Here is a 23012-nt window from a genome sequence, read left to right as displayed (position 1 = left end):
CCGCCCGCGGCGCCCCGCCCCCGGCCCGGCTCAGCCCCGCTGCCGCCCGACGACGGCGCCGGCGGGGGCGGCGAAGTGCGGCAGGACCTCCTCGGCGAGCTCCTGGAGCAGTTCCTCGACCGGCCGGTCGTTGGGCCGCAGGTTGAAGGAGACGTGGGCGACACCGAGGTCGTTCATCAGCTCCAGGTGCTCGATCAGCGCGGTGCGCCCGGTGTGCAGGCCGAGCCGGATGGGGTGCGGCGCGGCGCCCGGGTCCTCGTCGAGGGTGAGCACCATCGGGGTCAGGTACGGCTTGTCCCCGGCGAGGTCGCGCCACTGGCGCATCCGCATCCGCAGCGCGCCGAGGTCGCGCGGGTAGTTCAGGGAGGCGTCGGCGTGCTCGGCGATCCACTCGGGGCTCTGCTGGGCGCCGCCGGCGACGGCGATCGGGATGCCCGCGGGGTGGACGGGCTTGGGCAGGACCTCCAGCTGCCGGTCGGAGCCGAGGCCGGCGGCGGGCAGTTCCAGCGGGCCGGGGCGCCAGGCGGCGCGCAGGGTCTCCACACCGGTGCGGAAGGCCTGGCCGCGGTTCTGGAAGTCGCGGTCGAACAGCGGGTACTCCACGGGGCGGTCGCCGCTGGCCAGGCCGAGCAGCAGGCGCCCGCCGGAGAGGGCGTCGACGGTGGCGGCGGCCTTGGCGACGAGCAGGGGCTCGCGCAGCGGCAGCACGATCGCGCCGGTGGCGAGGACGGCGTCCTCGGTGAGGGCGGCGAGGTGGCCCAGGTGGGTGAAGGTCTCGAAGACGCTGCCGGCGTCGCCGAACTGGAGGGGGTCGTAGAGCGGGACGTCGCGCACCCACAGGGCGGCGAAGCCGAGGCGGTCGGCGAGCGTGGCGAGGCGGGCGTGCTCGGCGAGGTCGGGGACGCCGAAGGGGCGGCCGGCCGCGCGGTCGGCCCGGCCTCGGTCCTGGCCCCAGTCGTTGTCCAGGGGCAGTTCCAGGCCGATGGTCAGCCGGCCGTCGGCGGGGGCCAGTCGGGTGAGGGCGGGGTGGGGCAGTGCCATGGCGGGGGTCCTTGTGAAAAAGCCCGTCCCGGGCGGCGGTGCGGACCGCCCGGGACGGGAGTGGTGGGGCGGGTCAGCTCGCGTTGAACTCGTCCGGGTTCGGGCCGGTGCGCAGGTCGCGGTCGCCGGCGGCGATCGCGGCCATGTCCTGCTCGGTCAGCTCGAAGCCGAAGACGTCGAGATTCTGGCGGATGCGGGCCGGGGTGACCGACTTGGGGATGACGATGTTGCCGAGCTGGAGGTGCCAGCGCAGCACGACCTGGGCGGGGGACTTGCCGGTGCGCTCGGCGATGGCGGTGATCGCCGGGTCCTTCAGGACGGCGCCCTGGGCGAGCGGGCTCCAGGCCTCGGTGGCGATGCCGTGCTCGGCGTGGAAGGCGCGCAGCTCGGCCTGCTGGAGGCCGGGGTGCAGCTCGACCTGGTTGACGGCGGGCACCAGCGAGCTGTTGTCCAGCAGGCGCTGGAGGTGGGCGGGCTGGAAGTTGGAGACGCCGGCGGCGCGGATGCGCTTGTCCTGGACGAGGCGCTCCAGGGCGCGCCAGGTGTCCAGGTAGAGGTCGCGGGCCGGGGTGGGCCAGTGGATGAGGTACAGGTCGACGTAGTCCAGGCCGAGCTTGGCGAGGCTGTCGTCGAAGGCGCGCAGGGTGGCGTCGTAGCCCTGGTCGGAGTTCCACAGCTTGGTGGTGATGAACAGGTCCTCGCGGGCCACGTCGGAGGCGGCCAGGGCGCGGCCGACGCCGGTCTCGTTGCCGTAGATGGCGGCGGTGTCGATGCTGCGGTAGCCGGCCTCCAGGGCGGAGGAGACGGCGGCGGTGGTCTGGTCGTCGGGGACCTGGAAGACGCCGAAGCCGAGCTGGGGGATCTCGACGCCGTTGTTCAGCTTCACGGTGGGAACGCGGGGGGTGCTCATGGTCGTGCTCCTTCAGGCGGTGCGGTGGGTGAGGGTGTAGTGGACGGTCTGGGCGCTGATGAGGCCGTCGCGGAAGACGAAGGTGTCGACTCCGTCGGCGACCTCGTGGTCGTCGGTGGCGGCGTTCCAGCGAAGGAACAGCACGTTCCCGGCGAAGCTGGGGGTGAGCTGCCAGTCGGCGTCCGGGAGGTCGGCCAGGAGGCGGCCTATGACCCGCCGGACCCCGTCGTGGCCGCGGAAGGCGCCCTCGGGGGTGATGAGGACGGTGTCCTCGGTGTAGTTCCCGGCGATGTGGTCGAGGTCCCCGGTGCCCAGGCGCCGGCCGTGGTCGGCGAAGACCTCCTGGGGGGTGCGGGTCACCGGGCGAGTTCCGTCAGCGCGGCGGTGGCGAAGGCGTGGTCCTGCTCGGGGGCGCCGCCGCCGACGCCGATGGCGCCGATGAGGCGGCCGTCGCGGTGGACCGGGATGCCGCCGGCGATGAACAGCAGCGGGCGGTCCAGCGCGGTGGGCAGGGAGTGGAACGGGCCGTCGGGCTTGACCAGGTCGACCAGGTCGGCGGTCGGGGCGTTCAGCTGGAGGGCGGTGTAGGCCTTGCGGGTGCTGGTCTCGCCGGAGATCAGCACGGCGCGGTCGTCGCGGCGGAAAGCGAGCAGGTGGCCGCCCGCGTCCAGGACGGTGACGCTGACGCTCACGCCGGCCGTCTCGGCGGCGGTGCGGGCGGCGTCGACCAGGCGCTCGGCGTCGGTGATGGTGAGCGGGGCGACGGCGGTGGTGGGGCTCATGGTGGTGCTTCTCCCGGGAGTGGGTGGGTTCCGGTCGGATCGATGGTCAGTGGCGCAGGGCGGCGTGGCGGGGAGCCGCGCTGGTGGTGACGGCCTCACGGGTGCGGTCGCGGCGCTCCAGGGCGGCGGACCAGAAGGCCAGCAGCAGGGCGGCCGCGGCGAGGACGGCGCCGACCCAGTTCGGGGCGGTGTAGCCGAGACCGGCCGAGATCACCATGCCACCGAGCCAGGCGGCCAGCGCGTTGCCGAGGTTGAAGGCGCCGATGTTGACGGCGGAGGCCAGGGTGGGGGCGCCGTGGGCCTGGTCCAGGACCCGCTTCTGGAGCGGGGGGACGGTGGCGAAGCCGAGGGCTCCGACCAGCAGGACGGAGACGGCGGCGAGGACCTTGTCGTGGGCGGTGAAGGTGAACAGCGCCAGCACTACGGCGAGGCCGCCGAGGGTGGTGTAGAGCATCGGCATCAGCTTGCGGTCGGCGTAGCGCCCGCCCAGCAGGTTGCCGAGGAACATGCCGACGCCGAACAGGACCAGCAGCCAGGTGACGGAGCCCTCGGCGTAGCCGGCGACGTTGGTCATCATCGGGGCGATGTAGGTGATCGCGGCGAACACCCCGCCGAAGCCGAGGACGGTCATCGCCATCGCGAGCAGCACCTGGGGGTTGCGGAAGGCGGTCAGCTCCCGGCGCAGGTGGGCGCCCTCGGGGCGGGGCATGGTGGGCACGAGCTTGGCGATGCCGAGCAGGCCGATCACGCCGAGCGCGGCGACGCCGGCGAAGGTGGTGCGCCAGCCGACGGCCTGGCCGATGAAGGTGCCCAGCGGGACGCCGACGATGTTGGCGATGGTCAGCCCGGTGAACATGGTGGCGATGGCGCCGGCCTTCTTCTGCGGGGCGACGAGGTCGGCGGCGACGACGGAGCCGATGCCGAAGAAGGCGCCGTGGGCCAGTGAGGTCACGATGCGCCCGGCCAGCATCACGGGGAAGGACGGGGCGAACGCGGAGAGCAGGTTCCCGGCGACGAACAGGCCCATCAGCAGCATGAGCATGGTCTTGCGGCTGATCCTGGTGCCGAGGGCGGTCATCAGCGGGGCGCCGATGACCACACCGAGGGCGTAGCCGGTGACCAGCAGGCCCGCGTTGGGGATGGAGACGCCGTAGTCGCCGGCGATCTGGGGCAGCAGACCCATGATCACGAACTCGGTGGTCCCGATCCCGAATGCGCCGATGGCCAGGGCGATGAGAGCGAGAGGCATGGGCCCGAACCCTTCTGTGATTGCTTGAGCTAGCGCCTTGCGTGCTTAAACAATAGTTGCAGACGCGCTATAAGTGCAAGCGCGGACATGGTGCACGCGCCTACAGGGGGCGGGCGAAGGTGTTCTGCGGCGTCCGGACGGGGTCCGGGCGGGGCGTCGCGGGCGGGTCCGTGGGTTCGGGGGTCCGCCGGGTTCACGGGTTCACGGGGCCGTGGAACGCGACCGGGCCCGGCCCGTCCGGCCGCGCGTGGCGGTTCGGACGGGCCGGGCCCGGGGGAGTGGACGGCGCGGGCGCCGGCCGGGGGTCAGCGGGCGGGCGAGAGTGCGTCCACCGCCTCGACCGCGCGCACCAGCGAGGCCAGCTCGGGGTTGCGGGCGGCCTCGTCGAGCGCCTCGCGCAGCGCGGCGTCGTTGGTCGGCCGGGCCTCCTCCAGGAGCTTCAGGCCCTCCTCGCTCACGTTGGTGTAGATGCCGCGGCGGTCGGTCGGGCACAGGTAGCGCGACAGCAGCCCGCGGTCCTCCAATCGGGTGACCAGGCGGGTGGTGGCGCTCTGGCTGAGCACGACGGCGTCGGCGACCTGCTTCATCTGGAGGTGGCCGCCCACCCCGTCGTGCTGGCGGCTGAGCACGTCGAGCAGCGAGTACTCGCGCACGCTCAGGTCGTGCTTGGCCTGCAGGGCGCGTTCGATGTGCGACTCGATCCTGCCGTGCAGGAGGGACAGGGCACCCCAGCCGTTGGCGAGGGCGGTGAGCGCGGGGTCCGTGGCGGTCATGGGGGCCCGGCCTCCTTCCGGATGTGGCTGGTGTCCAGGATAAGCCATGAACTGAAATATCGGCTAGAGCTTGTATGCCGCTTGTGCAAGCAATCTTGGAGGTGGCCCGGGGGTGGCGCCGGCGGACGGAAATGCCGGACGGTGCCCAGTATCCGCACGGGTTTGGCGCAAATGGTTCAGACCATTGACGTAGGGGGAAAGCAGATCCTACGGTGTCGGGCAACCGGTCTGGCGCGGGCATGCCATGTCTCGGGCAGACCGCCGTGCGCACCCCCACGCGCACGCGCACGCCCGCGCCGGGCGCACACTCCATCCACCCCCACGGAGGAGCACCATGCGCAAGCGCCACCTGATCGCCACCGCCATGGCCGCGATCGCCCTGCCGATCGCGGCGGCCCTGCCCGCCCAGTCGCACGGCTTCATCAACCTGCCGCCCAGCCGCTCCGCCCTCTGCGGCGCCAACGCCGTCCCGTGGGACTGCGGCGACATCCAGTGGGAGCCGCAGAGCGTCGAAGGCCCCAAGGGCTTCCCGACCCGCGGCCCGGCCGACGGCACCATCTGCGCCGGCGGCGACGCCCGCTGGGCCCCGCTCGACAACCCCCGGGGCGGCGCCTGGCCGACCACCAAGGTGACGGCGGGCCAGCAGCTCAACTTCACCTGGAACATCGAGGCCCGGCACGCCACCAGCTACTTCAAGTACTACCTGACCAAGCCCGGCTACGACGCCAGTCAGCCGATCACCCGCGCCTCCCTGGACCTGAACCCGTTCCTGACCGTCCCCTACAACGGCCGCCAGCCCGCCGCCACCACCGTCCACACCGCCACGCTGCCCACCGGCCGCACCGGCCACCAGGTGGTCGTCGCCGTCTGGGACGTCGCCGACACCGCCAACGCCTTCTACTCCTGCACCGACGTGCAGTTCTGACGGCCCCGGCCCCCGCGACGGCCCCGCCCCCTCCCCGGGGCGGGGCCGCCCCTCCCGCAGCCCCCGCGCCTGACCCGCCCCCTCGTACTCGCGCGCGCCGCCGAAGCCACGAATAGGTACATTGACGACATTCGGCAGCAGTCGCCAGGCTCCCGCGCGTCCACGAAAGAAGGCCGACCGCCTTCGGAAAGGGTCTCCATGCGCCCCGACCTCAGCCCCGCCGTCCTCGCCGAGCTGCGCCGCCCGCGGCCCTATCCGGCGGTGTCGATCCTGATGCCGACCCACCGCAGGGAACCGGACAACGCCCAGGACCCGGTCCGGCTGCGCAACCTGCTGTCCGAGGCGAAGGAACGGCTCCAGGCCGACCCGAAGGTCTCCCGCGCCGACCGCATCGACGTCCTGGAGCAACTCGACCGGGCCCTGGCGGAGGTCGACCTCGTCCACGCCGAGGACGGCCTGGCCCTCTTCGCCGCGCCCGGCGAGCACCAGGTCTGGTCACTCGGGCGCACCGCCCCCGCCCGGGTGGTCCTCTCCGACACCTTCCTGACCCGCAACCTCGTCGCCGCCCGCGCCGCCGAGCGCCCGCACTGGGTCCTCGCCGTCGCCGCCGACAGGGTCGTGCTGTGGGGCGGCACCCAGGAACGGGTCACCGAGCACAAGGGCCACGGCTTCCCGCTGGTGCGCGTCTTCGACAACCCCGACCCCGAACGCCAGGAGCAGATCGGCGACACGCCCAGCACCTTCCGCGACGAGGGCACCAAGACCTTCCTGCGCCAGGCCGACACCGAGGTCGGCAAGCTGCTGGCCGCCGCCCCCCGCCCGCTGTACGTGGTCGGCGAGGCCGCCGCCCTCGCCCTGCTGGACGCCGTCGGCACGATCGCCAAGGAGGCCGCCGCCCAGCTGCCCCACGGCGGCCTGGCCCAGGCCGACGCGGAGACCGTCCGCAAGGTGGTCGAACCCGCCGTGCGCGCCCGCGCCGAACGCGAGGTCGCCGAGGGCCTGGAACGGCTCGACAAGGCCCGCGGCGCCCAGCAGTTCGCCGCCGGCCTGGACGAGGTCTGGCAGACCGTCGCCGAGGGCCGCATCGACCGCCTGGTGGTCGAGGAGAACTACCGCGCCACCGTCCGCGACGACGGCGGCCACCTCGTACCCGCCGAAGCCGGCCAGGACGGCGCCCGCGAGGACATCGTCGACGAGGTGATCGAACACACCCTGGACACCGGCGGCCAGGTCCTCTTCGTCCCCGACGACACCCTCGCCGACACCGGCCGCATCGCCGCCGCCCTGCGCTACTGACCACCCCTCACACAGCCCACGCACCCCCGCCGCCGTCGCACAGGGCGACCACCCCGCCGCACCACCCACCCCGCGCAGCCCGCCCGCCGAGCCCGCCACCCGCACCCGTACGGAAACGAACCGGCCAACCAGCGCAAGGAACACGCCACCGTCGCGCACCGCACGCGCAATGGTCACGAACGGTTCCCGGACTCGTGGCGTCCGGTTCGGCCACCGTCCCTAGCCTGCCGCGCATGACACACAGTCACCGCCCCCGCGCGGGCCGCCGCACCGGCCTGCTCGCCGCCGCCGTCGCCGCCTCGCTCACCCTCACCGCCCTCGCCCTGAACACCCCCAGCGCCGTGTCCGCCGAACCCGCGCCCGCCACCGCCGCGGCCACCACCCCGGCCCCCGGCGAGGTCGTCGTCGACGAGCACTTCACCGGCACCGCCCTGCCCGCCGGCTTCACCGCCGTCGAAGGCGACTGGAAGGTCGAGGGCGGCCGCCTGGTCGGCACCTCCGCCAACTCCGGCCAGCAGAGCCGCATCACCTTCGGCCGCCACCTGAACGACTTCCGCATCGAGGCCACCGCCCGCTTCGAGACCGCCCAGGACAGCGCCCGCTGGACGGCGCTCGGCCTGGACGTCCCCGCCAACGGCGCCACCCCCTGGTCCATCGCCACCATGCGCACCGGCACCACCGCCGCCAACGGCCTCGAATTCGCCCAGCGCACCACCGCCAACGCCTGGAACGTCACCAACACCGCCGCCGCCCCCACCGCCGCCGGCACCGGCCGCGACGTGCGCATCGCCGCCGAGGTCCACGGCACCACCGCCCGCTGGATCTTCGACGGCAAGGAGGTCATGCGCACCACCCAGGTCGCCCGCACCGCCGACGGCGGCCAGGCCCTCGTGGTCAACGGCGCCAAGGTCTCCTTCGCCGACCTCAAGGTCACCGCCCTCGCCCCCGGCGGCTGGCTGCGCCCGGCCGGCTCCCCGCTGACCGTCTTCGCCCACCGCGGCGCCTCCTCCGCCGCCCCCGAGAACACCCTGGCCTCCGACGAGGTCGCCCGCCGCGCCGGCGCCGAGTGGATCGAGAACGACGTCCAGCCCAGCAAGGACGGCGTCCCCTACGTTCTGCACGACGACACCGTCGACCGCACCACCAACGGCAAGGGCCGCATCCGCGACCTGACCGCTGCCCAGCTCGACACCCTGGACGCCGGCTCCTGGTTCGGCCCCACCTACGCCGGCACCCGCGTCCCCACCCTCGCCGCCCAGCTGGAGGACCTGCGCACCCGCGGCGGCAACCTGCTGCTGGAGATCAAGGGCCGGCACAGCCGCGACGAGGTCGCCCGGATCGTCAAGGAGGTGCGCGACCACCAGATGACCGGCCGGGTCTTCGTCCAGAGCTTCGAGGTCGACGCCCTGCGCTACACCCGCGAACTGGCCCCCGAACTGCCGCTGGGCCTGCTGCGCAGTGACGTGGACGCCGACCCGGTCGCCATCTCCAGGGAACTCGGCCTGTCCGCCTACAACCCCTCCGACGGCGGCCTCTCCGCGCGCCTGAACGTGGTCAAGGACCTGCACGCGGCCGGCGTCGCGGTCAACGTCTGGACGGTCGACTCCGCCACCCGCTGGAAGGCCCTGGAGGCCGCCGGCGTCGACGGCATCATCACCAACCGCCCGGCCGAGCTGGCCGGCTGGAACAGCGCCTGGAGCCAGGGCGGCGCCCCCGTCCAGCCCGCCGCGCCCACCGTCGCGATCACCTCCCCGGCCGCCGGCGCCACCCTCGACCGCGCCCAGCACCCGGTGGCCGCCGTCCAGGCCGGCGGCGCCGACACCGTCCGCCTCACCCTGGACGGCAAGGAGCTGGCACCCGGCACCGCCCTGGACACCACCGCCCTGGCCCTCGGCAAGCACACCCTGCGCGCCGAGGCCACCGGCCCCGGCGGACGCGCCGAGAGCACCGCCGAGTTCACCCTCGCCGCCACCCCCACCGGCCTGGCCGCCCTGGTGCTCACCTCCGGCGCCGACCGCAACGCCGTCGCCACGCTGACCGTGATGCTCGGCCAGGGCCAGTACCAGCCGCTCGCCCAGTGGGCCGAGAACCAGTCCGGCCGCAGCGTCCCCGCCGACCGGGCCGCCCTGATCGCCGCCGACGCCCGCGCCCTGGACACCGCCGCCCGCGGCTGACGTACACCGTCGGCTCTCCCTCGTGGCCCCGTACCGCCCGTCCGCGGTACGGGGCCACCGTCCGCGCATCCGGTGGTAGACGATCGATCAACGCGGACGGTCCTCCGCCCTGCGGCGCCCTGCCCACCCGCCCGCCGCGCCGTCCATCTCCCGTCTGCCACCGCCCGCCAGAGTCGGGCCCGTTCCCGACACGGGCGGCCGCACGGCGCCCGGCAGACGACTCCCGGAGAGACGCCCATGATGCTTCGCAAGGTACTCGGAACCGTGGCCGCCGCCGTCACGGCCGCCGCCGGACTCACCCTGGTCACGCCGGCCACGGCGTCCGCCGACATCACCACCGGCGTCGAGTGCCGCCAGTTCGTCGGCGGGATCAGCACGCCCGTCGCGCGGGCGGGCACCATCACGCCCAGGAGCACGGAAGGGGGCTGGGGCTCCGAGGCGGGCTCGCTGCTCGGCGGCGTCTTCTCGGGCGCCCAGTTCATCAAGTCGCTCATCGACGAGGCCAACAAGGCCGCCCAGCTCCGCGAGAACCAGGCCGGGTTCATCGAGAGCCTGGAGAAGAAGCTGGAGTACCTCACCAAGGGCGAGTACAACATCAGCATCGTCCGCTCGGGCAAGGGCTTCGCGGAGAACGTCCTCCAGAAGTCCAGCTGCTTCGGCACCGTCCAGTACGAGGGCTCCGAGGAGAAGGCCCTGTACGACGTGTACGTCTTCGACTCCGACGGCCAGGTGTGGAGCAACAACGGCGCCTACGGCTACCAGAACTGGCGGCACTACGGGCACACCCACTCCACGGGCACGCCGGGCAGCACCAGCGACAAGTACACCTACTGGTTCCCGACCACCCTCCAGAAGTCCGCGCACGACGCCGCCGACGCCCGCAACCGCGGATCGGCCGGCAAGCCCGCCCACGGCAAGGTGGTCTCGCTGATCTCCGACAACGGCCTCGCCGTCGACCTCGCGAACGGCAACACCAGCGCCGGGAACACCATCTGGGCCTACGGGCCGAACGGCTCCGAGGCCCAGAAGTGGGTGCTGTGGGACAAGGGCAACGGCAACTGGCAGATCGAGACCGACTTCCGCGGCAGGATGCTGATGGACGTCATCCCCAACGACTGGCACACCCACCTGGTGCAGGACAACGGCGGCACCAACCAGCTCTGGCGCTTCGAGGAGTACGGCAACGGCTGGTACCGCGTCCGCGGCGTCTACAACATGCAGAACGGCTACCCCAACGGCGGCTGCCTGACCGCCGACTCCCAGGGCGCCGCGCTGGGCGCGTGGAACTGCGACCGGGGCATGGGCGGCGGCCAGCTCTGGAAGCTGGTCTAGAGCCGGGCCCGGCCGGCGGCCACGCCCCCGGCCCCCTGCCGGACCCTCGGCCCCGTACCGCCCGTCGGCGGTACGGGGCCACCGGCCTCTCCCCGGCCGTCCGTTGCCGCGCCCGGCCGCCTGGATGCCGCACCGGCCGCCTGGCTGCCGCCCCGGGCACCCCCGTGGCCCGGGCCGGCCCGCCCGGCGTCGGCCGTGCGTCCGGCACGGGGGTCAGAGCCAGTACGGGTCCCACATCTGCTCGTACCCGTTGTCGCAGGTCCACTGGACCACCGGCGCGCCCGCCGTCGTGCTGGAGCCCCCGACGGCCGCGCACAGGCCGCTGTTCAGGTTCTTGAGGTACCGGGCGCCCCCGGCGGGCGCGGTGACGGGAGCCCAGTACTGCTCGTTCCCGCCGTAGCACCCGTACTGGATCAGCTGGACGTTCAGCGCGCGCGAGCCCGCCGGCACGGCCAGGCACTGCCCGTCGTTGTTGTGGGTGCTCATGAACTCGTAGTAGAGGTTGCCGTCGGAGCCGGTCCTCGGGTTGACGGCCTCCCAGCTCTGCTCCGGGCCGCCGTAACAGTCCCACTGGACGATGGGCGCGGCGCCGGCGGTGCTGCCCGCCGCGACGGACAGGCACCGGCCGCTGTTGACGTTGTGGAGCGCCATCGGCTGCCAGGTCGGGATGCTGCTCTGGTCCGTGACGGCGCGCGTGCCCGGGGCGGCGGAGGAGTCGGCGGCTGCCGAGCCCATGGCGCCGACGACGAGGGTAGCCGCCGCGATCACGACTGCGGCCGGCTTCCTGTGGACGATCACGAGTCCTGGACTCCTCTCACGGCTGGTCCGTGCGGTTCCGCGCGGTGAAATCCAGGAAACGCCAAGTCGGTTGACCGGTCGAATGATTCGATCTGTTTCGAATGGGGCGGCGTGGGAGGAGCGTTCGTGATCCGGATCCGCCTGGGGGCCCGGGGGCTGGGAAACGTCAGGTTCGCGGTCTCGCCGGTGGGCTCCGCCAAGGACCTGCTGCGCCTGGCCGGTTTCAGCCCGGGCACCCTGACCCCGGCGTGGCGGGCCAGGGCCGCGGAGGCGCTCGCCCGGCACCGGCTCGGGCTGCTGGCCGTGGTCGGCGGGGGCGGGCCGCTCGGCTACGCGCCGGACTTCATCCGGCCGGAGCCCCCGGGATTCCTGACCGACATCGGCACGGGGCTGCACCAGATCGCGACGACCCCGCAGGAACGGGTCCGCTACGAGCTGGAGGGGGCCGTCAACGGCCATGCGTGGGATCCCGGTTCCGGCCGCCCGGCGCCGACGCGGCTGCTGCGGGCCCTGGACCGGGGGGAGGAGTACTTCGCGCGCCGTCTGGCGGACGAGATGGCGCGGTTCTGGCACACGGCGCTGGAGTCGTCGTGGCCGGCCATCCGGGCCCGGCTGGAGGCGGATGTCGCGGCGCGGGCTTCGGAGATCGCGCGGTGCGGGCTCGGTGAGACCCTGAACGGGCTGGCCCCGAACCTGGAGTGGCGGGACGGGGAGCTGGTCGTGCACTTCCGTACGGAGAGCATTCACCAACTGACGCTGGACGCGGACGCGGTGATCCTGACGCCGAGCGTGTTCGTCGACTGGGCGCTGTTCTGCGCGGGGGAGCCGCCGGGTGCGCCGGTGCCGCGTATTCCGCTGATCGTCTATCCGGCCGCGCAGGTGGACTGCGTGTCGCCGGGGTCGGGGCCGGGGCATTCCCTGATCGGCGCGACGCGGCTGAAGCTCCTGGCGGAGCTGGGCCAGCCGCGTACCACGACGGAGATCGCGAGGAGGTTGTATTTGAGCCCGGCGACGGTGTCGTACCACTTGCAGATCCTGCACCGGGCCGGGCTCGTGAGCCGGGTACGAAGGTCCCGGGAGGTGCTGTATCAGCGGCTCGGCGGGTAGTCGTATTCGCCGGTTTTGATGCCGTGGAGGAGGTCGGCGAGGGCGGTAGGGGTGGTGCGGAGGACGAGGTGGCCCTCGTCCGACTCGCGGAGTTCGACCGTGCCGCTGATCGAGCGGACCTCCACGCATGCGTTGTTGGAACCGGAGTAACTGGACTTCTGCCACGCGGGGTTATTCATACTTGATCTCGATTTCCTTTTTGATCTGCCGGATAAACTCTCGCGACTCTTCCTCCGGAAGCGCGACGGACGCCATCCGGGCGAGCATCTCGCGATAGCTTGCGAGTGATGCAGGAGAGTCGAGAATCAGACTGCTGTGAGTGGTGTCGATCTGAGCCGAGTCCAGCTCGGGTACAGCGCCTTCCGCGTAGTTGAGGTTCTCGCTCGGGCCGGGCAGGGACTCGATGTCGAACGGTACGGCGCGGATCGAGACCTCTGGGGTCTCGGAGTGCCCGATGAGGGCGTCGAGTTGGTCAGCGAGAACCTTGGGTCCGCTGAACTGCATCCGTAGTGCGGCTTCGTGGATGAACGCGCGGTAGGGCACTCCTCCTGGGCGGATGACTTGTTGTCGTTTCATTCGGAAGTTCATCCGGGTGTCGAATTCATGGCGGGGCAAGGGTGGGATTGCCCTGGCAAAGACTGAGGCGGCGTAGGCATCGGTTTGCAGCAGTCCCGGAACGAACGTAATCGTGTAGGCGGTGATCCTCTTCGCGGAGTGCTCAAACTCTGCGAGATCAAGCAGGTCCGAGGAGACCGATCCGCGAAACTCCTCCCACCATCCCTTCATGCGTTCAGTGGTCACCTCGGCCAGCGCGTCGATCAGGGGCTGGTTGCCGCACATGCACGCAGCGGCGATGGTCCGCAGCCTCTCGGCGCTGATGCCGCCCTTCCCGCTCTCCATCTGTGTGATCTGGGCGGGCTGGATGCCGAGCTTGCGTGCCAACTCGCTGCCGCCGAGGCCGGCCTGCTCCCGCATCCTCCGCAGTTCGGTCCCGATCCGCCGCTGGCGAAGGGTTGGGTTCGGTCGTAGCGCCATGATGACCAGTCTGCCGCAGGTCGGGAGGGCGGTGATGCCACGATCGGGGGACCTCGCCGCTTCCGGCTCAAAATTGAGCCGCCCTGCGCTAGGGTCGCTGTCACATCGATCCGACGGATCGTCAGTAACGCCTGTCGCGGCAGGCGCCGCAGAGCAGCCGTGCCTTCTCCACGGCCTGGCTCACGGCGACACGTGTTCCGCCGGTTCCTCCCCTCTCACGCCTCGGGAGAACTCCCATGCGTCACATCAACACCCCCACCATCGCCATCGCCCGTCAGAGCCTCCACCGCACCATGGCGGGCATCGGCTGGTCGCCCTCCCTGATCTCCGACGCGCAGCTGGCCCTGGTCGAGCTCCTCGTCAACGCGTGGCGCCATGCGGACACCCCGGCGCCGCTGGTCGAGATCATCTCCGTCAACGACTCCCTGCGCGTCTCCGTGACCGACGAGAGCCCGGTCGTGCCCTCCGCGCCACCCCTGTCCCTCCTCGCCGAGTCCGGCCGGGGCCTCCAACTCGTCGCCGGCCTCACCCACGGCTGGGGCGTCGAGTCCCACGAGCGCGGCAAGTCCGTGTGGTTCACGATGGGGTCCGTCGCGTGAGGCGGCCCCTGATGCTGCCGACCGACCCCCGGCTCCGGCACTACACCGACTCCCACATCCGCAGCCTCCTCGCCGAAGTCCAGGAGCGGGGGCGGAAGTTCGGCCTGATCTTCCCCTCCGCCACCACCGGCGAGACCATCGACGGCCGCGTCCTGGTCCGCTTCGACGCCGCGCCGGCCTCGACCCTCCTCAACCTCCTCGTCCTCCTCCTCGACGCCGAGCGCGACTTCCCGCGCGACTCCTGACCGGGACGGCCCTGGGCTGCCTCGCCACCCCCCTCCGAGCGGCCCCACCGCCCAACGAGTCCCCCTGACCCCCCGGCCCCCGGCCGCCCCGCGTGCCGGGGGCTGCGGGATGCTCCCTCCACGCCCTCGACGCCCCCTTCACCGGTGGTGGCCAAGGCCCTGAAACTGTGTGGAATCCACCTGGGTTCCCCCGGCCGGACAGTGAGGTCAACGACGATGGCAACGGCGGTTCGTGAGCAACTCGCGAAAGCACGGCGCTCGGCGGTTCATCTGGAGATGCGGGACGGCTACATGCTGGACGACCCCGAGTTCATCGCCTGGCAGCGGGGCAAGCGGCTTGACCCGACGGACCGTGAGTCGTGGTGGCGGTCGTGGCTCGACGTGGTGGCCGAGGCGACCGGTCGGGGGGTGGTCATGCGCCGTCTGCGTGTGGTCTCCGAGCCGGTGACCGACTACATCCGGTACGAGTACGACGTGACGTTCCCGAACGTCGCGGCGGGAGAGGACGTGAGGTGGCTGCCGCGCTCCCGCGCCGGTGACCTGCTCCTGCCCGGCCTGGACGGCTGGGTGATGGACGACGAAGTGGTGATCCTGCATCACTTCACCGGGGACGGGCAGTGGGCCGAGGCCGGTATGGAGGTCCGGACCGATCCCGAGCTGGCCAAGCGGTACCTGGCGGCCTACGAGGCCGCCTGGGAGCGGGCGACGCCACACGCGGAGTACCGCCCCACCTGATCGGTTCCCGCTCATGGCCGTCCCGGCATCCTCAAGCATCCAGCGCGTTCGCCGGGATCTCGCCGTCGCGCACGGGGAGTTGCGGCACTGCTCCAGCCTTCGAAGCGCCTGACAGAGCGGCCTCGAACACTGGATGCTGGTGGCCGCGCCAACGTTGAGCGCAAGAATGCGCAAGGTACGTGACGCGAGGGCTATCCATTCCCGTACGGTTCCTCGGGCACGCCTTCACGAAGGAGGGGGGCCGCAGTGAAACCCTGTTCGTCCGCGTTCGAGGCCGTCTGGGCGGCAGGCGTTCCGCATGAGAAGTTCACCGTCTGAGTTCTGCGAGCACCGGACAACCAGCTCATGTCTTCGTCACCGTCTTCCAGCACTGTCGCAGCGCGGAAGGCCATCGCCGACCAACTGGTCGAGATCCGGAAGGGTGCCGGGCTCAACGGCGGTGAGCTCTCCGCCCTCTGCGGCTGGCACCCGGCCAAGACCTCCCGTATCCAGTCCGGCAAGTCCGCTCCGTCGGAAGACGACATCCGGGCCTGGTGCACCGCCTGTGGGGCCGTCGACCGGATTCCCGATCTGATCGCGGCATCCCGCGCCGCCGAATCGATGTACCAGGAGTGGCGGCTCCGGAACAGCTCCGGCCTGCGGCTCGCCCAAGAGCGGGTCATCAGCGATTACGAGCGCACGGGGCTCTTCCGGATCTACGTCTCGAACGTGCTACCCGGATTCCTCCAGACCGCCGAGTACGCGACGGCGCTCATGCGCTCCATCACGGACTTCCAGGGCACGCCGGACGACGTCGCGGCGGCCGTACCGGCACGCCTGGCACGGAAACAGCTCATGTACACGGGAGCGCACCGGTTCGCGGTCCTGATCGAGGACTGGGTGCTGCGGACCAGGATCGGCAGCGTGGAGGACATGGCCGCTCAACTCCGCCACCTGCTCATCCTGATGTCGCTGCCGGCCGTCTCCATCGGCATCATCCCGCTCGGCTGCCCGCGAGTGATCTGGCCCCTCGAAGCCTTCTACCTCTTCGACGACCGGCGGGTGGCGGTGGAGAACCTGACGGCGAAGGTCAACGTTCTCCAGCCCAGAGAGATCACGGACTACCTGCGGGCCTTCATGGGCCTGTCCGGCATGGCCGTGTACGGGGTGGAGGCCAGGGCTCTGATCACCGCCGCCATCGACTCGCTGGAGTGATGGCCCGCAAGAAGGCGCAAGTTCGTCGAGCGTGCGGTGCCCGGGCCCCTACGGTCTGTCATGCATCACCGCCGCCGTCCCGACTGGATCAGGACTGGCCGCAACTCCCTCACCACCAGTACGAATTGGAGGAGGACCACAGATGACAACCGCGCCGTGGGGCACCACCCGCATGGAGCCGTTCTCGGCTGCCGTCCCGGTCCCGCAGTTCACGTCCCTCATCGACCCCCGAGACGCAGGTCGCCGTGTTCGTGGACGAGTTTGGCCGCACGGTGGAGATGGGCGGCCACGGCACCAGCACCAGCGGTTTGACGCCCACGCAGACCACGCCCGACGGTAACCCGAAGAGCCCGACCGACGCCGACAGCACCGAGTCCTACGACCAGGACCAGAGCAACGGCTGATGGACGGCCGAAGCGGGTCGGTGCTGGTGCTGACCAATCCCCTCGACGTGACTGCGGACGCGGTACTGCGGGTGCTCGCCGAGCGCCGGGTTCCGGTGGTCCGTCTCGATCCCGGCACCGACCTGCACACGGGTGCCTCGCTGACCGCCGCGTACCGCACGGGCGAGCAGCGGGGCACCCTGCGCACGGCCAGCCGGGACCTCGACCTGTGCGCGGTCCGGTCCGTCTGGGTGCGCCGGGCTTCGCCCTACGAAGGACCGGCCGAACTGGGCGGCCAGGAGCGCCGGTTCGCGGCCTCGCAAACCCTGTGGGGTGCGGGCGGCATCCTCGCCTCGCTCCCCGGCGCGCACTACGTGAACCACCCCTGGGCCAACCGCGCCGCCGAGCACAAGCCAGCCCAGCTCGCGGCCGCGCGGCACGTCGGCCTCATGGTCCCTGACACGGTGATCACCAACAGCGCCGACGAGGCCCGGGAGTTCACGGCGGCCCAAGCCGGCGGGGCGGTGTACAAGCCCCTGTGGAACACCCCCTACGCGGTCGACGGGCGGCCCCACGCCGTGTGGGTGCGCGAGGCCGATCCGGCCGACATCACCGACGCCGTGTCCGCCTGTCCGCACCTCTTCCAGGCGAAGGTGCCGAAGGCGTTCGACGTGCGGGTGACGGCCGTCGGCGACCGCCTGTTCGGCGTCCGGATCGACAGCCCCGACCTCGACTGGCGCCGTCGCCAGGACCGGATGACGTGCACACCGATCGACGCACCCGAGCCGGTCGCGCGCTCGGCCGCCGCCTCACCTGGACCGGCTCCGGCTGGTCTACGGCGCGTTCGACTTCGCGGTGACCGCCTCAGGCGCCTGGTACTTCCTCGAATGCAACCCGAACGGCCAGTGGGCCTGGCAGCCGGCCGAGACCACCGATGCCATCGCCCGCGCCCTCGCCGACCAGCTCCGGAAAGGTTCCCCCACGCATGAGCACACCTGCTGAGCTCCGCGCCGCCCTCGCCGACCGGCTCACCGAGGACGGCACGCTGACCGACCGGGCGTGGGAGAGCGCCGTGAGGGCCGTTCCGAGGGAACTCTTCCCCACGGCCTACTTCACCCCTGTCCCCGGCAGCGCCCCGACCGGCTACCAGCCCGTCCGCGAGGGCGACCCCGGATGGCTGGAAGGGATCTACGACGACCAGACGCTGGGCACCCAACTCGACGGCCGCACCGGCCCCGAGGACACGGCGGGGGAGACCGTGACGGGCATCCCCTCCTCCTCGTCCACCCTCCCCTCCGTGGTGCTGCGCATGTGGCAGCAGCTCGGCGCCAGGCCGGGCACCGGGTGCTGGAGATCGGCACCGGGACGGGGTACTCGACGGCCCTCGGCGCGAACCGTCTCGGGGACGCCGGCCTCACCAGCGTCGAGTACGACCCCTCCCTCGGCACGGCAGCCGTGGCGGCGATCAAGGCCGCGGGATTCTCCCCCCGCCTGATCGTCGGCGACGGGCTGCGCGGCGACCCGGACGGCGGCCTGTACGACCGGCTCATCGCCACCTGCTCGGTCCGGTACGTCCCGCTGCCGTGGCTCCACCAGGTCAGGCCCGGCGGCCGGATCCTGGTCACCCTCTCCGGGTGGAGCTACGCGAACGCCCTCGCGCTGCTCGACGTGACCGGCCCCGGCGAGGCCACCGGCCGGTTCCCGACCGGCCAGGCCGACTTCATGATCGCCCGCCCCCATGACCGGCCGCCCCTGCCGGTGATGAACCTGCTGCCCGGCGAGGAGCGTCCGACCCGCCTCGACCCGGCGGTGCTCGACGACCGGACGGGCGGCTGGGTGGCCCAACTCGCCGCGCCCGCGGCCGTTCGCATGGGTGTGGGGGCCCGGCAGATCTTCTGGGACCCGGCCACCGGATCGCAGGCCCGGACGGCACCAGCCCCCGGCGGCGGGTGGACCGTGACCCAGCGAGGGCCCGTGCGCCTGTGGGACCGGGTCGAGCACGCGCTCCAGTACTGGCAGGCGGCCGGCGCACCGCCCCAGGACGCCTTCGGGATCACGGTGTCGCCGGCCGGACAGCGCGTGTGGCTCGGCACCGAGGACGGACCGGGCTGGAACCTGCCCATCTGACCCTGGCCGCACCCGACGCCGGGGCCCTTCCGTGGTCAAAGCGATGTCGGCCAAGACCACCGACGTCACCGCTCACGCGCCGGCGCCGCACAGGAAGTCGGCCGGTCCGACTTCCTGTGCGCCCATTTCGCCGCCCGGGGGCTACCGGCTTCGGCGCAGGAGCTCCGCGATGCGGGCGTCGACCTGTTCGCGGTCGTATCCCCGCCACCGGATCTGGAACGTCGGCTGCGGTGGCGGGGGAGCGGCCTGGGACAGCGCGGCCAGGTAGTTGTCGACCTGTTCGCGGTCGTAGCCGCGCCGCACCAGGTCGAAGCCGCGGAACTCGGGTGGTGTCGACACGTCGTGGGTCCTCCGGTCCGGCCTGCCCGGGCCGGGGCGGCGCGGGAAAGGATCAGGCTTCCCGATCCTGTCACCGCGACGGCACCCCGAGCAGGGCCGACGGGGGCGACGACGCCGGGCGCCTCCCTGCTGTGCGGGCATATCGTCTGGTCAGAGAGGGTGAGATCGACGCTATGCTGTTCGGCGCGCTACGGAGCGTATCGAACGACTTGGGGGTACCGGTGGTGCGGGGGCGGGGCTCAGTGCCCACCCGGAGAAACTCGGGGACCGCGGGGGACAAGCTCGTCACGGCGGGGACCGGGCCGATCCACGACGCCGCGCTGGCCGCCCGCTGGCTGGAGGCGGTCGCCGCCGTCCTGGCGCTGCGCGTCACCCACCGGGAGGCGAGCGCGTGAGGCGCAGGTGGCGCCTGATCCTGCTGGCGGTGGTGGGCGCGCCGGTGCTGCTGGCCGTCCCGGTCACCATGCGCGCGGTGAGCCTCCACCGGGATGCCACCGGCAAGCTCGACCACGGCACGGTGTTCACCCAGACCTCGGGACAGCTCACCGTCAGGCCCGGCGGGCTGTTCTCCGCCGAGGTGTCCGCCCACCGGTTGGCAGGTGACGTCTGGAGCATGGCCGCCCCCGCCCCCGACCCGGCCGTCGTGCGGGCGGCCGGCGACGAGTACGTCCGCAACTTCCGCTTCGGGGACGTGTTCGACACCGGCGCGGTCGGGAACGTCGGCGCGGGCGGCCGCTACTACTTCACCTTCCGCGCCCAGAACCCCGGCCGCACCACCATCACCGTGCACGTCGCCTACCGCGACGAGCTCGGCGGGGACTGGTCCGGAGGGCCGGACCAGGTCGAGCGCCAGTTCACCGTCGACGTCCGCTGAGCCCTCGGTCAGTAGGCCGCGTTGGCGTGGTCGTTGAACCAGTCGGGCAGGTTCGGCCACCACTCGCCCGCCTTCGCGTCGAACGTCATGCCGTCGCCCGACAGGTGCACGGCCTGTCCGGGGTACGCGGCCCAGCTCCTGAGCGAGGAGACCTTGTGGTTGACCAGGACGGGGAAGACCGTCCACGTCCCGATCTGGAACTCCCAGCAGTCACCCGAGTAGTTGTAGTCGGTGAACACCTGCCCGTACCCCGGCTGCCCGTAGTGGGTGCAGTTGCCGGCCGCCTGGGCGCCGGGCGCGGCGGCGACCAGCGCCGCCGCGGTCGTGGCGGCGGCGACGAACCCGGCCGTGAGGCGGCGCTTGCCGAACATCAGGGGCATCTCGGTGCTCTTTCGTGACGGGGTGGCTTGTCGTGGCTGATGATGATCGTTCATCGGGCCTGCGACCAGTAGGTGCCCGGCCAAAGTGGCCGACGGGGGCCCGGGAGCCATCGCGGGACGGACGGTCGGCGGCCCCGGGCAGCGCCGGGAACCGTGGCAGGCCTGTTGCCTACGAAGTGGCGCGGCTCACAGCCCTCCGGCGCGGCACGTGATCGACTCACCCGATGCGCGATCTCTCCCCGCCCCGCCGCCCGCTGACAGCCCGTCACGCCGTGGCCGCGACCGCCGCCGCCCTGCTGCTCACGGGCTGCGCCTCCGCGACGACGGCGGCCTCCGCCGGCGGCCCGGGGGAGTCCGGCACCCCCGGGCCGTGCGGCACCCCGCCGCCGACCGCCCCCGGAGCGCCGCCGCCGGCCGCGCTCGCCCAGGGCGGGGTGCGGATCACCGCCGCCGGTCCCGCCTGCGCCGCGTACGAGGTGACCAACCCGAACGGCGAACCGTACGACGTCACCGTGGTGTTCGGCGTCCCCGCGGCGGTGGGCGGCGGGCTGGAGAACGTGTCCCGGACCGTCACCGCGCTCGCCCCCGGCGCCACCGAGAAGGGCCGGCTGGACCTGCGCCCCGCCCCGGCCGACCGGCCCGGCAGCGGCCCGCAGCCGAAGATCGTCAAGGTCCGCTCCGTGCCCACCGCCGAGGCCCCCGACACCGGAGGCCCCTGCCCGCCCTCGGGCCTGCGGCTGTACGCCGACGACGGCAGCGCCGCGATGGGCCTGCGGGCGGTCGGGGTGCACCTGCGCAACTGCGGCACCGCCACCGTCACCCTCGACGGCTACCCGCAGGTCCAGCCGCTCGACGCCGACCACCAGCCCCTGGAGGGGGTGCGCGTGCTGCGCGGCGGCGCCGAGATCGCCACCGGCACCGGGGCCGACGACCCGCCGCAGAGGATCGCCCTGCGCCCGGGGGAGGGCGCCCGCTCCGTGCTGGTGTGGCGCAACACCGCCGAGGCCGGCACCTCGCAGAACGCCCCCTACGTCCGGGTGCGCGCCATCCCCGGGGCGGCGCCCGTCATGGTCACCCCGGAACTCGACCTCGGCACCACCGGCCGCCTCGGTGCCGGCGCCTGGGCCAGGGAGGAGACGAACGGGGCGGCGCCGGTGCGCCCGACACCGTGAGCTCGGGGGTACCACCGATCCGGCCGTGGGGGGGGGGGGGGGGGCGGGGGGGGGGAGGGGGGGGGGGGGGGGGGGGGGGGGGGGGGGGGGGGTGGGGGGGGGGGGGGGGGGGAAAACCCCCCCCACCCCCCCCCCCCCCCCCCCCCCCCCCCCCCCCCCCCCCCCCCCCCCCCCACCCCCCCCTCCCCCCCCCCCCCCCCCCCCCCCCCCCCCCCCCCCCCCCCGCCGGCGCGTGAGCGGAACGAGGCGTTCCGCCGCGCGGTGTTCACCCCTGGAGGATGCCAGCGCGGCGCCCCGCCGTGTTGGCTCCCAGTGGACACTTCTTGGCAACGCGTGCACAGGCCCGGGTTTTCCGCCCCGCCCGTGCGCGCCAGGTGTCCACGGCGCGGCGTTTTCGCGCGGGTACGGCCGCGGTGCCCATACGGAAAGCGCCCGCCGCCCGGCCCGCGCCCGTCCGGCCCGCGCCCGCCCGTCGGCGCCGGTCCGGCTATCCGGTCCCCGTCAGCGCCTGCCGCCGGTGCTCGCTGGGCGCGAGCCCGTACGCGCCCTTGAACGCGCGGCTGAACTCGGCGGCGCGCGGCAGCCCGCAGCGCGCGGCGACGGCGTGGACGGGCAGGTCGCGCAACGCGGGGTCGGCCAGGTCGCGGTGGGCCTTCTCCAGCCGGCGCCGGCGCACGAAGGCGGCGACGGTCTCGCCGCCGGAGTGCCGGGCGAAGAGGCGGTGCAGGTAGCTGACCGAGATGTGGTGGGCGGCGGCGATCACCGCGGGGCTCAGTTCGGGGTCGTGCAGGTGGCGCGCGACGAAGCCCCGGACGTTCTCCACCAGGGCCCGCTGGCGGGTGTCGTCGGGTACGGCGGCCTCGGCGTCCAGTTCCCGGGCGAGCCAGGCGGCCACCAGGTCGACCACGACGCCGCCCAGGCGGGGGGTCTCGGCAGGGCCCAGGGCGGCGGCCTGCCGGTCGAGGCCGACGAGGAAGTCCGAGAGCAGCGCGCAGGTGCCCTCCCGCGCGGAGAAGCCGCGGCCCAGCAGCTCCTGCACCCGGTGCGCGGGCAGCGGCAGCAGCGCGGTGGGGAAGTCGACGCCGACGGCCTCGATCCTCAGGTCCTCGGGGGAGTGGGCGCGGGTGGCGAAGGCCCGCAGGTCGAAGGGGTGCGAGCTGTCGAGCATGTGGAGGTTGCCACGGCCGAAGGTCTCGGTGCGCCCGGTGTCGCGGGTCAGGGAGAAGCCGCCGTCGAGCAGCAGGGTGAGGTGGAACACCCCCAGGTCCGAGCGGCGCACCCGGCGGGCGGTGCGCTGGAAGCGGGTGGGCGGGAAGGAGGTCCGCAGGAGGGTCACCGGGCCCAGTTCCAGGCGCCGCATCTCGGCCCGGAAGTCGTCGGCGTGAGCGCTGGTCACCTCGCTGTCGCGGGTGCGGCCGACCAACTCCCGCCAGCAGTCGAACCGTTCCTTGCCGGGTACGCCCTCGCCGCGGAACACACTCTCCGTGCTCGTGGCCACTGTCCGCCCTTCCCTTTCCCGGAGCCCGTCCCCGCCCGACCGGC

25 protein-coding genes and 2 pseudogenes are annotated in these 23012 nt (G+C 72.9%); 15 read left to right on the top strand and 12 right to left on the bottom strand.

Features of this window, described 5'->3' with window-relative positions; translation table 11 throughout:
• Positions 1-30: 30 nt before the first annotated feature.
• The 6 genes from ACZ55U_RS32805 to ACZ55U_RS32780 all read right to left on the bottom strand — a co-directional run bounded on the left by ACZ55U_RS32805 (position 31) and on the right by ACZ55U_RS32780 (position 4755).
• Entirely contained in the window at positions 31-1041 is a 1011-nt protein-coding gene (locus tag ACZ55U_RS32805) for a TIGR03571 family LLM class oxidoreductase (RefSeq protein WP_465532062.1), read from the bottom strand.
• A 73-nt stretch (positions 1042-1114) separates the two neighbouring features.
• On the bottom strand, positions 1115-1951 hold the full coding sequence (locus ACZ55U_RS32800; RefSeq protein ID WP_465532060.1) for an aldo/keto reductase: 837 nt from the start codon (positions 1949-1951) through the stop codon (positions 1115-1117).
• Between the two features lie 12 nt (positions 1952-1963).
• Positions 1964-2311: a nuclear transport factor 2 family protein gene (locus ACZ55U_RS32795; RefSeq protein ID WP_465532058.1), complete on the bottom strand. Its 348-nt coding sequence runs from the start codon at positions 2309-2311 to the stop codon at positions 1964-1966.
• Complete coding sequence (locus tag ACZ55U_RS32790; protein ID WP_465532056.1) at positions 2308-2733, bottom strand: GlcG/HbpS family heme-binding protein; 426 nt, start codon at positions 2731-2733, stop codon at positions 2308-2310. The genes ACZ55U_RS32795 and ACZ55U_RS32790 overlap by 4 nt, the downstream gene beginning before the upstream one ends.
• 46 nt (positions 2734-2779) lie before the next feature.
• The gene (locus ACZ55U_RS32785) at positions 2780-3982 is read right to left on the bottom strand and encodes an MFS transporter (RefSeq protein WP_465532054.1); all 1203 of its coding nucleotides are present in this window, start codon (positions 3980-3982) and stop codon (positions 2780-2782) included.
• A gap of 305 nt (positions 3983-4287) precedes the next feature.
• Complete coding sequence (locus ACZ55U_RS32780) at positions 4288-4755, bottom strand: MarR family winged helix-turn-helix transcriptional regulator (protein ID WP_465532052.1); 468 nt, start codon at positions 4753-4755, stop codon at positions 4288-4290.
• A 334-nt stretch (positions 4756-5089) separates the two neighbouring features.
• Between ACZ55U_RS32780 and ACZ55U_RS32775 the strand changes: the two genes are divergently transcribed.
• The 4 genes from ACZ55U_RS32775 to ACZ55U_RS32760 all read left to right on the top strand — a co-directional run bounded on the left by ACZ55U_RS32775 (position 5090) and on the right by ACZ55U_RS32760 (position 10482).
• Positions 5090-5680, top strand: coding sequence for a lytic polysaccharide monooxygenase (locus tag ACZ55U_RS32775; protein WP_465532050.1), 591 nt, complete (start codon positions 5090-5092; stop codon positions 5678-5680).
• Between the two features lie 198 nt (positions 5681-5878).
• Complete coding sequence (locus tag ACZ55U_RS32770) at positions 5879-6976, top strand: baeRF3 domain-containing protein (RefSeq protein ID WP_465532048.1); 1098 nt, start codon at positions 5879-5881, stop codon at positions 6974-6976.
• Between the two features lie 233 nt (positions 6977-7209).
• Positions 7210-9150, top strand: a complete 1941-nt coding sequence (locus tag ACZ55U_RS32765; RefSeq protein WP_465532046.1) for a glycerophosphodiester phosphodiesterase family protein — start codon at positions 7210-7212, stop codon at positions 9148-9150.
• Between the two features lie 237 nt (positions 9151-9387).
• Positions 9388-10482: an RICIN domain-containing protein gene (locus ACZ55U_RS32760; RefSeq protein ID WP_465532044.1), complete on the top strand. Its 1095-nt coding sequence runs from the start codon at positions 9388-9390 to the stop codon at positions 10480-10482.
• A 213-nt stretch (positions 10483-10695) separates the two neighbouring features.
• On the opposite strand, the gene ACZ55U_RS32755 is transcribed toward ACZ55U_RS32760, so the two are convergent.
• Complete coding sequence (locus ACZ55U_RS32755) at positions 10696-11280, bottom strand: RICIN domain-containing protein (RefSeq protein ID WP_465532042.1); 585 nt, start codon at positions 11278-11280, stop codon at positions 10696-10698.
• A 126-nt stretch (positions 11281-11406) separates the two neighbouring features.
• On the opposite strand from ACZ55U_RS32755, the gene ACZ55U_RS32750 reads away from it, so the two are divergent.
• Positions 11407-12387, top strand: a complete 981-nt coding sequence (locus tag ACZ55U_RS32750) for an ArsR/SmtB family transcription factor (protein WP_465532040.1) — start codon at positions 11407-11409, stop codon at positions 12385-12387.
• Here the strand turns inward: ACZ55U_RS32750 and ACZ55U_RS32745 are convergent.
• The gene (locus tag ACZ55U_RS32745; RefSeq protein ID WP_465532038.1) at positions 12369-12566 is read right to left on the bottom strand and encodes a DUF397 domain-containing protein; all 198 of its coding nucleotides are present in this window, start codon (positions 12564-12566) and stop codon (positions 12369-12371) included. The two genes, ACZ55U_RS32750 and ACZ55U_RS32745, sit on opposite strands and share 19 nt — an antisense overlap.
• Positions 12559-13422, bottom strand: coding sequence for a helix-turn-helix domain-containing protein (locus ACZ55U_RS32740; protein WP_465532036.1), 864 nt, complete (start codon positions 13420-13422; stop codon positions 12559-12561). Before ACZ55U_RS32740 ends, ACZ55U_RS32745 begins: the two co-directional genes overlap by 8 nt.
• Positions 13423-13658: 236 nt before the next feature.
• Between ACZ55U_RS32740 and ACZ55U_RS32735 the strand changes: the two genes are divergently transcribed.
• The 7 genes and pseudogenes from ACZ55U_RS32735 to tgmC all read left to right on the top strand — a co-directional run bounded on the left by ACZ55U_RS32735 (position 13659) and on the right by tgmC (position 18705).
• On the top strand, positions 13659-14021 hold the full coding sequence (locus ACZ55U_RS32735) for an ATP-binding protein (protein WP_465532034.1): 363 nt from the start codon (positions 13659-13661) through the stop codon (positions 14019-14021).
• A gap of 11 nt (positions 14022-14032) precedes the next feature.
• Positions 14033-14266, top strand: a complete 234-nt coding sequence (locus tag ACZ55U_RS32730; RefSeq protein ID WP_465532032.1) for a hypothetical protein — start codon at positions 14033-14035, stop codon at positions 14264-14266.
• Between the two features lie 216 nt (positions 14267-14482).
• A complete protein-coding gene (locus ACZ55U_RS32725) occupies positions 14483-15001 on the top strand; it encodes a DUF6879 family protein (RefSeq protein ID WP_465532030.1) in 519 nt (172 codons plus the stop codon).
• 345 nt (positions 15002-15346) lie between these two features.
• Entirely contained in the window at positions 15347-16195 is an 849-nt protein-coding gene (locus tag ACZ55U_RS32720; protein WP_465532028.1) for a helix-turn-helix domain-containing protein, read from the top strand.
• Between the two features lie 245 nt (positions 16196-16440).
• Complete coding sequence (locus ACZ55U_RS32715) at positions 16441-16599, top strand: putative ATP-grasp-modified RiPP (protein WP_465532026.1); 159 nt, start codon at positions 16441-16443, stop codon at positions 16597-16599.
• Positions 16599-17580: pseudogene (gene tgmB / locus ACZ55U_RS32710) on the top strand (ATP-grasp ribosomal peptide maturase). The gene ACZ55U_RS32715 and the pseudogene tgmB overlap by 1 nt, the downstream one beginning before the upstream one ends.
• A pseudogene (gene tgmC / locus ACZ55U_RS32705) lies at positions 17564-18705 on the top strand (ATP-grasp peptide maturase system methyltransferase). The pseudogenes tgmB and tgmC overlap by 17 nt, the downstream one beginning before the upstream one ends.
• Positions 18706-18846: 141 nt before the next feature.
• Here the strand turns inward: tgmC and ACZ55U_RS32700 are convergent.
• Positions 18847-19044 carry a DivIVA domain-containing protein gene (locus ACZ55U_RS32700; protein WP_465532024.1) on the bottom strand — a complete coding sequence of 66 codons (198 nt, stop codon included), beginning with the start codon at positions 19042-19044 and terminating at the stop codon, positions 18847-18849.
• 242 nt (positions 19045-19286) lie between these two features.
• Here ACZ55U_RS32700 and ACZ55U_RS32695 point away from each other — a divergent pair, with 242 nt between their 5' ends.
• Both ACZ55U_RS32695 and ACZ55U_RS32690 read left to right on the top strand, forming a co-directional pair.
• The gene (locus tag ACZ55U_RS32695; protein WP_465532022.1) at positions 19287-19439 is read left to right on the top strand and encodes a hypothetical protein; all 153 of its coding nucleotides are present in this window, start codon (positions 19287-19289) and stop codon (positions 19437-19439) included.
• Positions 19436-19918 (top strand): protease inhibitor I42 family protein, encoded by a 483-nt coding sequence (locus ACZ55U_RS32690; protein WP_465532020.1) that lies wholly within the window; start codon positions 19436-19438, stop codon positions 19916-19918. Before ACZ55U_RS32695 ends, ACZ55U_RS32690 begins: the two co-directional genes overlap by 4 nt.
• Positions 19919-19926: 8 nt before the next feature.
• Here the strand turns inward: ACZ55U_RS32690 and ACZ55U_RS32685 are convergent, their stop codons facing one another.
• On the bottom strand, positions 19927-20298 hold the full coding sequence (locus ACZ55U_RS32685) for a hypothetical protein (RefSeq protein ID WP_465532018.1): 372 nt from the start codon (positions 20296-20298) through the stop codon (positions 19927-19929).
• Positions 20299-20522: 224 nt separating this feature from the next.
• On the opposite strand from ACZ55U_RS32685, the gene ACZ55U_RS32680 reads away from it, so the two are divergent.
• Positions 20523-21470, top strand: coding sequence for a DUF4232 domain-containing protein (locus ACZ55U_RS32680; RefSeq protein WP_465532016.1), 948 nt, complete (start codon positions 20523-20525; stop codon positions 21468-21470).
• 487 nt (positions 21471-21957) lie between these two features.
• Here ACZ55U_RS32680 and ACZ55U_RS32675 read toward each other — a convergent pair whose 3' ends face one another.
• The gene (locus ACZ55U_RS32675; protein WP_465532014.1) at positions 21958-22968 is read right to left on the bottom strand and encodes an AraC-like ligand-binding domain-containing protein; all 1011 of its coding nucleotides are present in this window, start codon (positions 22966-22968) and stop codon (positions 21958-21960) included.
• Positions 22969-23012: the final 44 nt, after the last annotated feature.

Source organism: Kitasatospora sp. NPDC034533 (assembly GCF_055575155.1).
Note: the sequence above shows the minus strand (reverse complement) of the source record. Positions and strands in the feature narration are given on the sequence as shown.

Bases quoted from the DNA above. Each gene is read 5' to 3' on its own strand.
- ACZ55U_RS32725 (WP_465532030.1), top strand. From the start codon at position 14,483: ATGGCAACGGCGGTTCGTGAGCAACTCGCGAAAGCACGGCGCTCGGCG.
- ACZ55U_RS32800 (WP_465532060.1), bottom strand. From the start codon at position 1,951: ATGAGCACCCCCCGCGTTCCCACCGTGAAGCTGAACAACGGCGTCGAG.
- ACZ55U_RS32790 (WP_465532056.1), bottom strand. From the start codon at position 2,733: ATGAGCCCCACCACCGCCGTCGCCCCGCTCACCATCACCGACGCCGAG.
- ACZ55U_RS32740 (WP_465532036.1), bottom strand. From the start codon at position 13,422: ATGGCGCTACGACCGAACCCAACCCTTCGCCAGCGGCGGATCGGGACC.
- ACZ55U_RS32770 (WP_465532048.1), top strand. From the start codon at position 5,879: ATGCGCCCCGACCTCAGCCCCGCCGTCCTCGCCGAGCTGCGCCGCCCG.
- ACZ55U_RS32780 (WP_465532052.1), bottom strand. From the start codon at position 4,755: ATGACCGCCACGGACCCCGCGCTCACCGCCCTCGCCAACGGCTGGGGT.
- ACZ55U_RS32720 (WP_465532028.1), top strand. From the start codon at position 15,347: ATGTCTTCGTCACCGTCTTCCAGCACTGTCGCAGCGCGGAAGGCCATC.
- ACZ55U_RS32785 (WP_465532054.1), bottom strand. From the start codon at position 3,982: ATGCCTCTCGCTCTCATCGCCCTGGCCATCGGCGCATTCGGGATCGGG.
- ACZ55U_RS32735 (WP_465532034.1), top strand. From the start codon at position 13,659: ATGCGTCACATCAACACCCCCACCATCGCCATCGCCCGTCAGAGCCTC.
- ACZ55U_RS32680 (WP_465532016.1), top strand. From the start codon at position 20,523: ATGCGCGATCTCTCCCCGCCCCGCCGCCCGCTGACAGCCCGTCACGCC.
- ACZ55U_RS32775 (WP_465532050.1), top strand. From the start codon at position 5,090: ATGCGCAAGCGCCACCTGATCGCCACCGCCATGGCCGCGATCGCCCTG.
- ACZ55U_RS32760 (WP_465532044.1), top strand. From the start codon at position 9,388: ATGATGCTTCGCAAGGTACTCGGAACCGTGGCCGCCGCCGTCACGGCC.
- ACZ55U_RS32745 (WP_465532038.1), bottom strand. From the start codon at position 12,566: ATGAATAACCCCGCGTGGCAGAAGTCCAGTTACTCCGGTTCCAACAAC.
- ACZ55U_RS32730 (WP_465532032.1), top strand. From the start codon at position 14,033: ATGCTGCCGACCGACCCCCGGCTCCGGCACTACACCGACTCCCACATC.
- ACZ55U_RS32805 (WP_465532062.1), bottom strand. From the start codon at position 1,041: ATGGCACTGCCCCACCCCGCCCTCACCCGACTGGCCCCCGCCGACGGC.
- ACZ55U_RS32765 (WP_465532046.1), top strand. From the start codon at position 7,210: ATGACACACAGTCACCGCCCCCGCGCGGGCCGCCGCACCGGCCTGCTC.
- ACZ55U_RS32685 (WP_465532018.1), bottom strand. From the start codon at position 20,298: ATGCCCCTGATGTTCGGCAAGCGCCGCCTCACGGCCGGGTTCGTCGCC.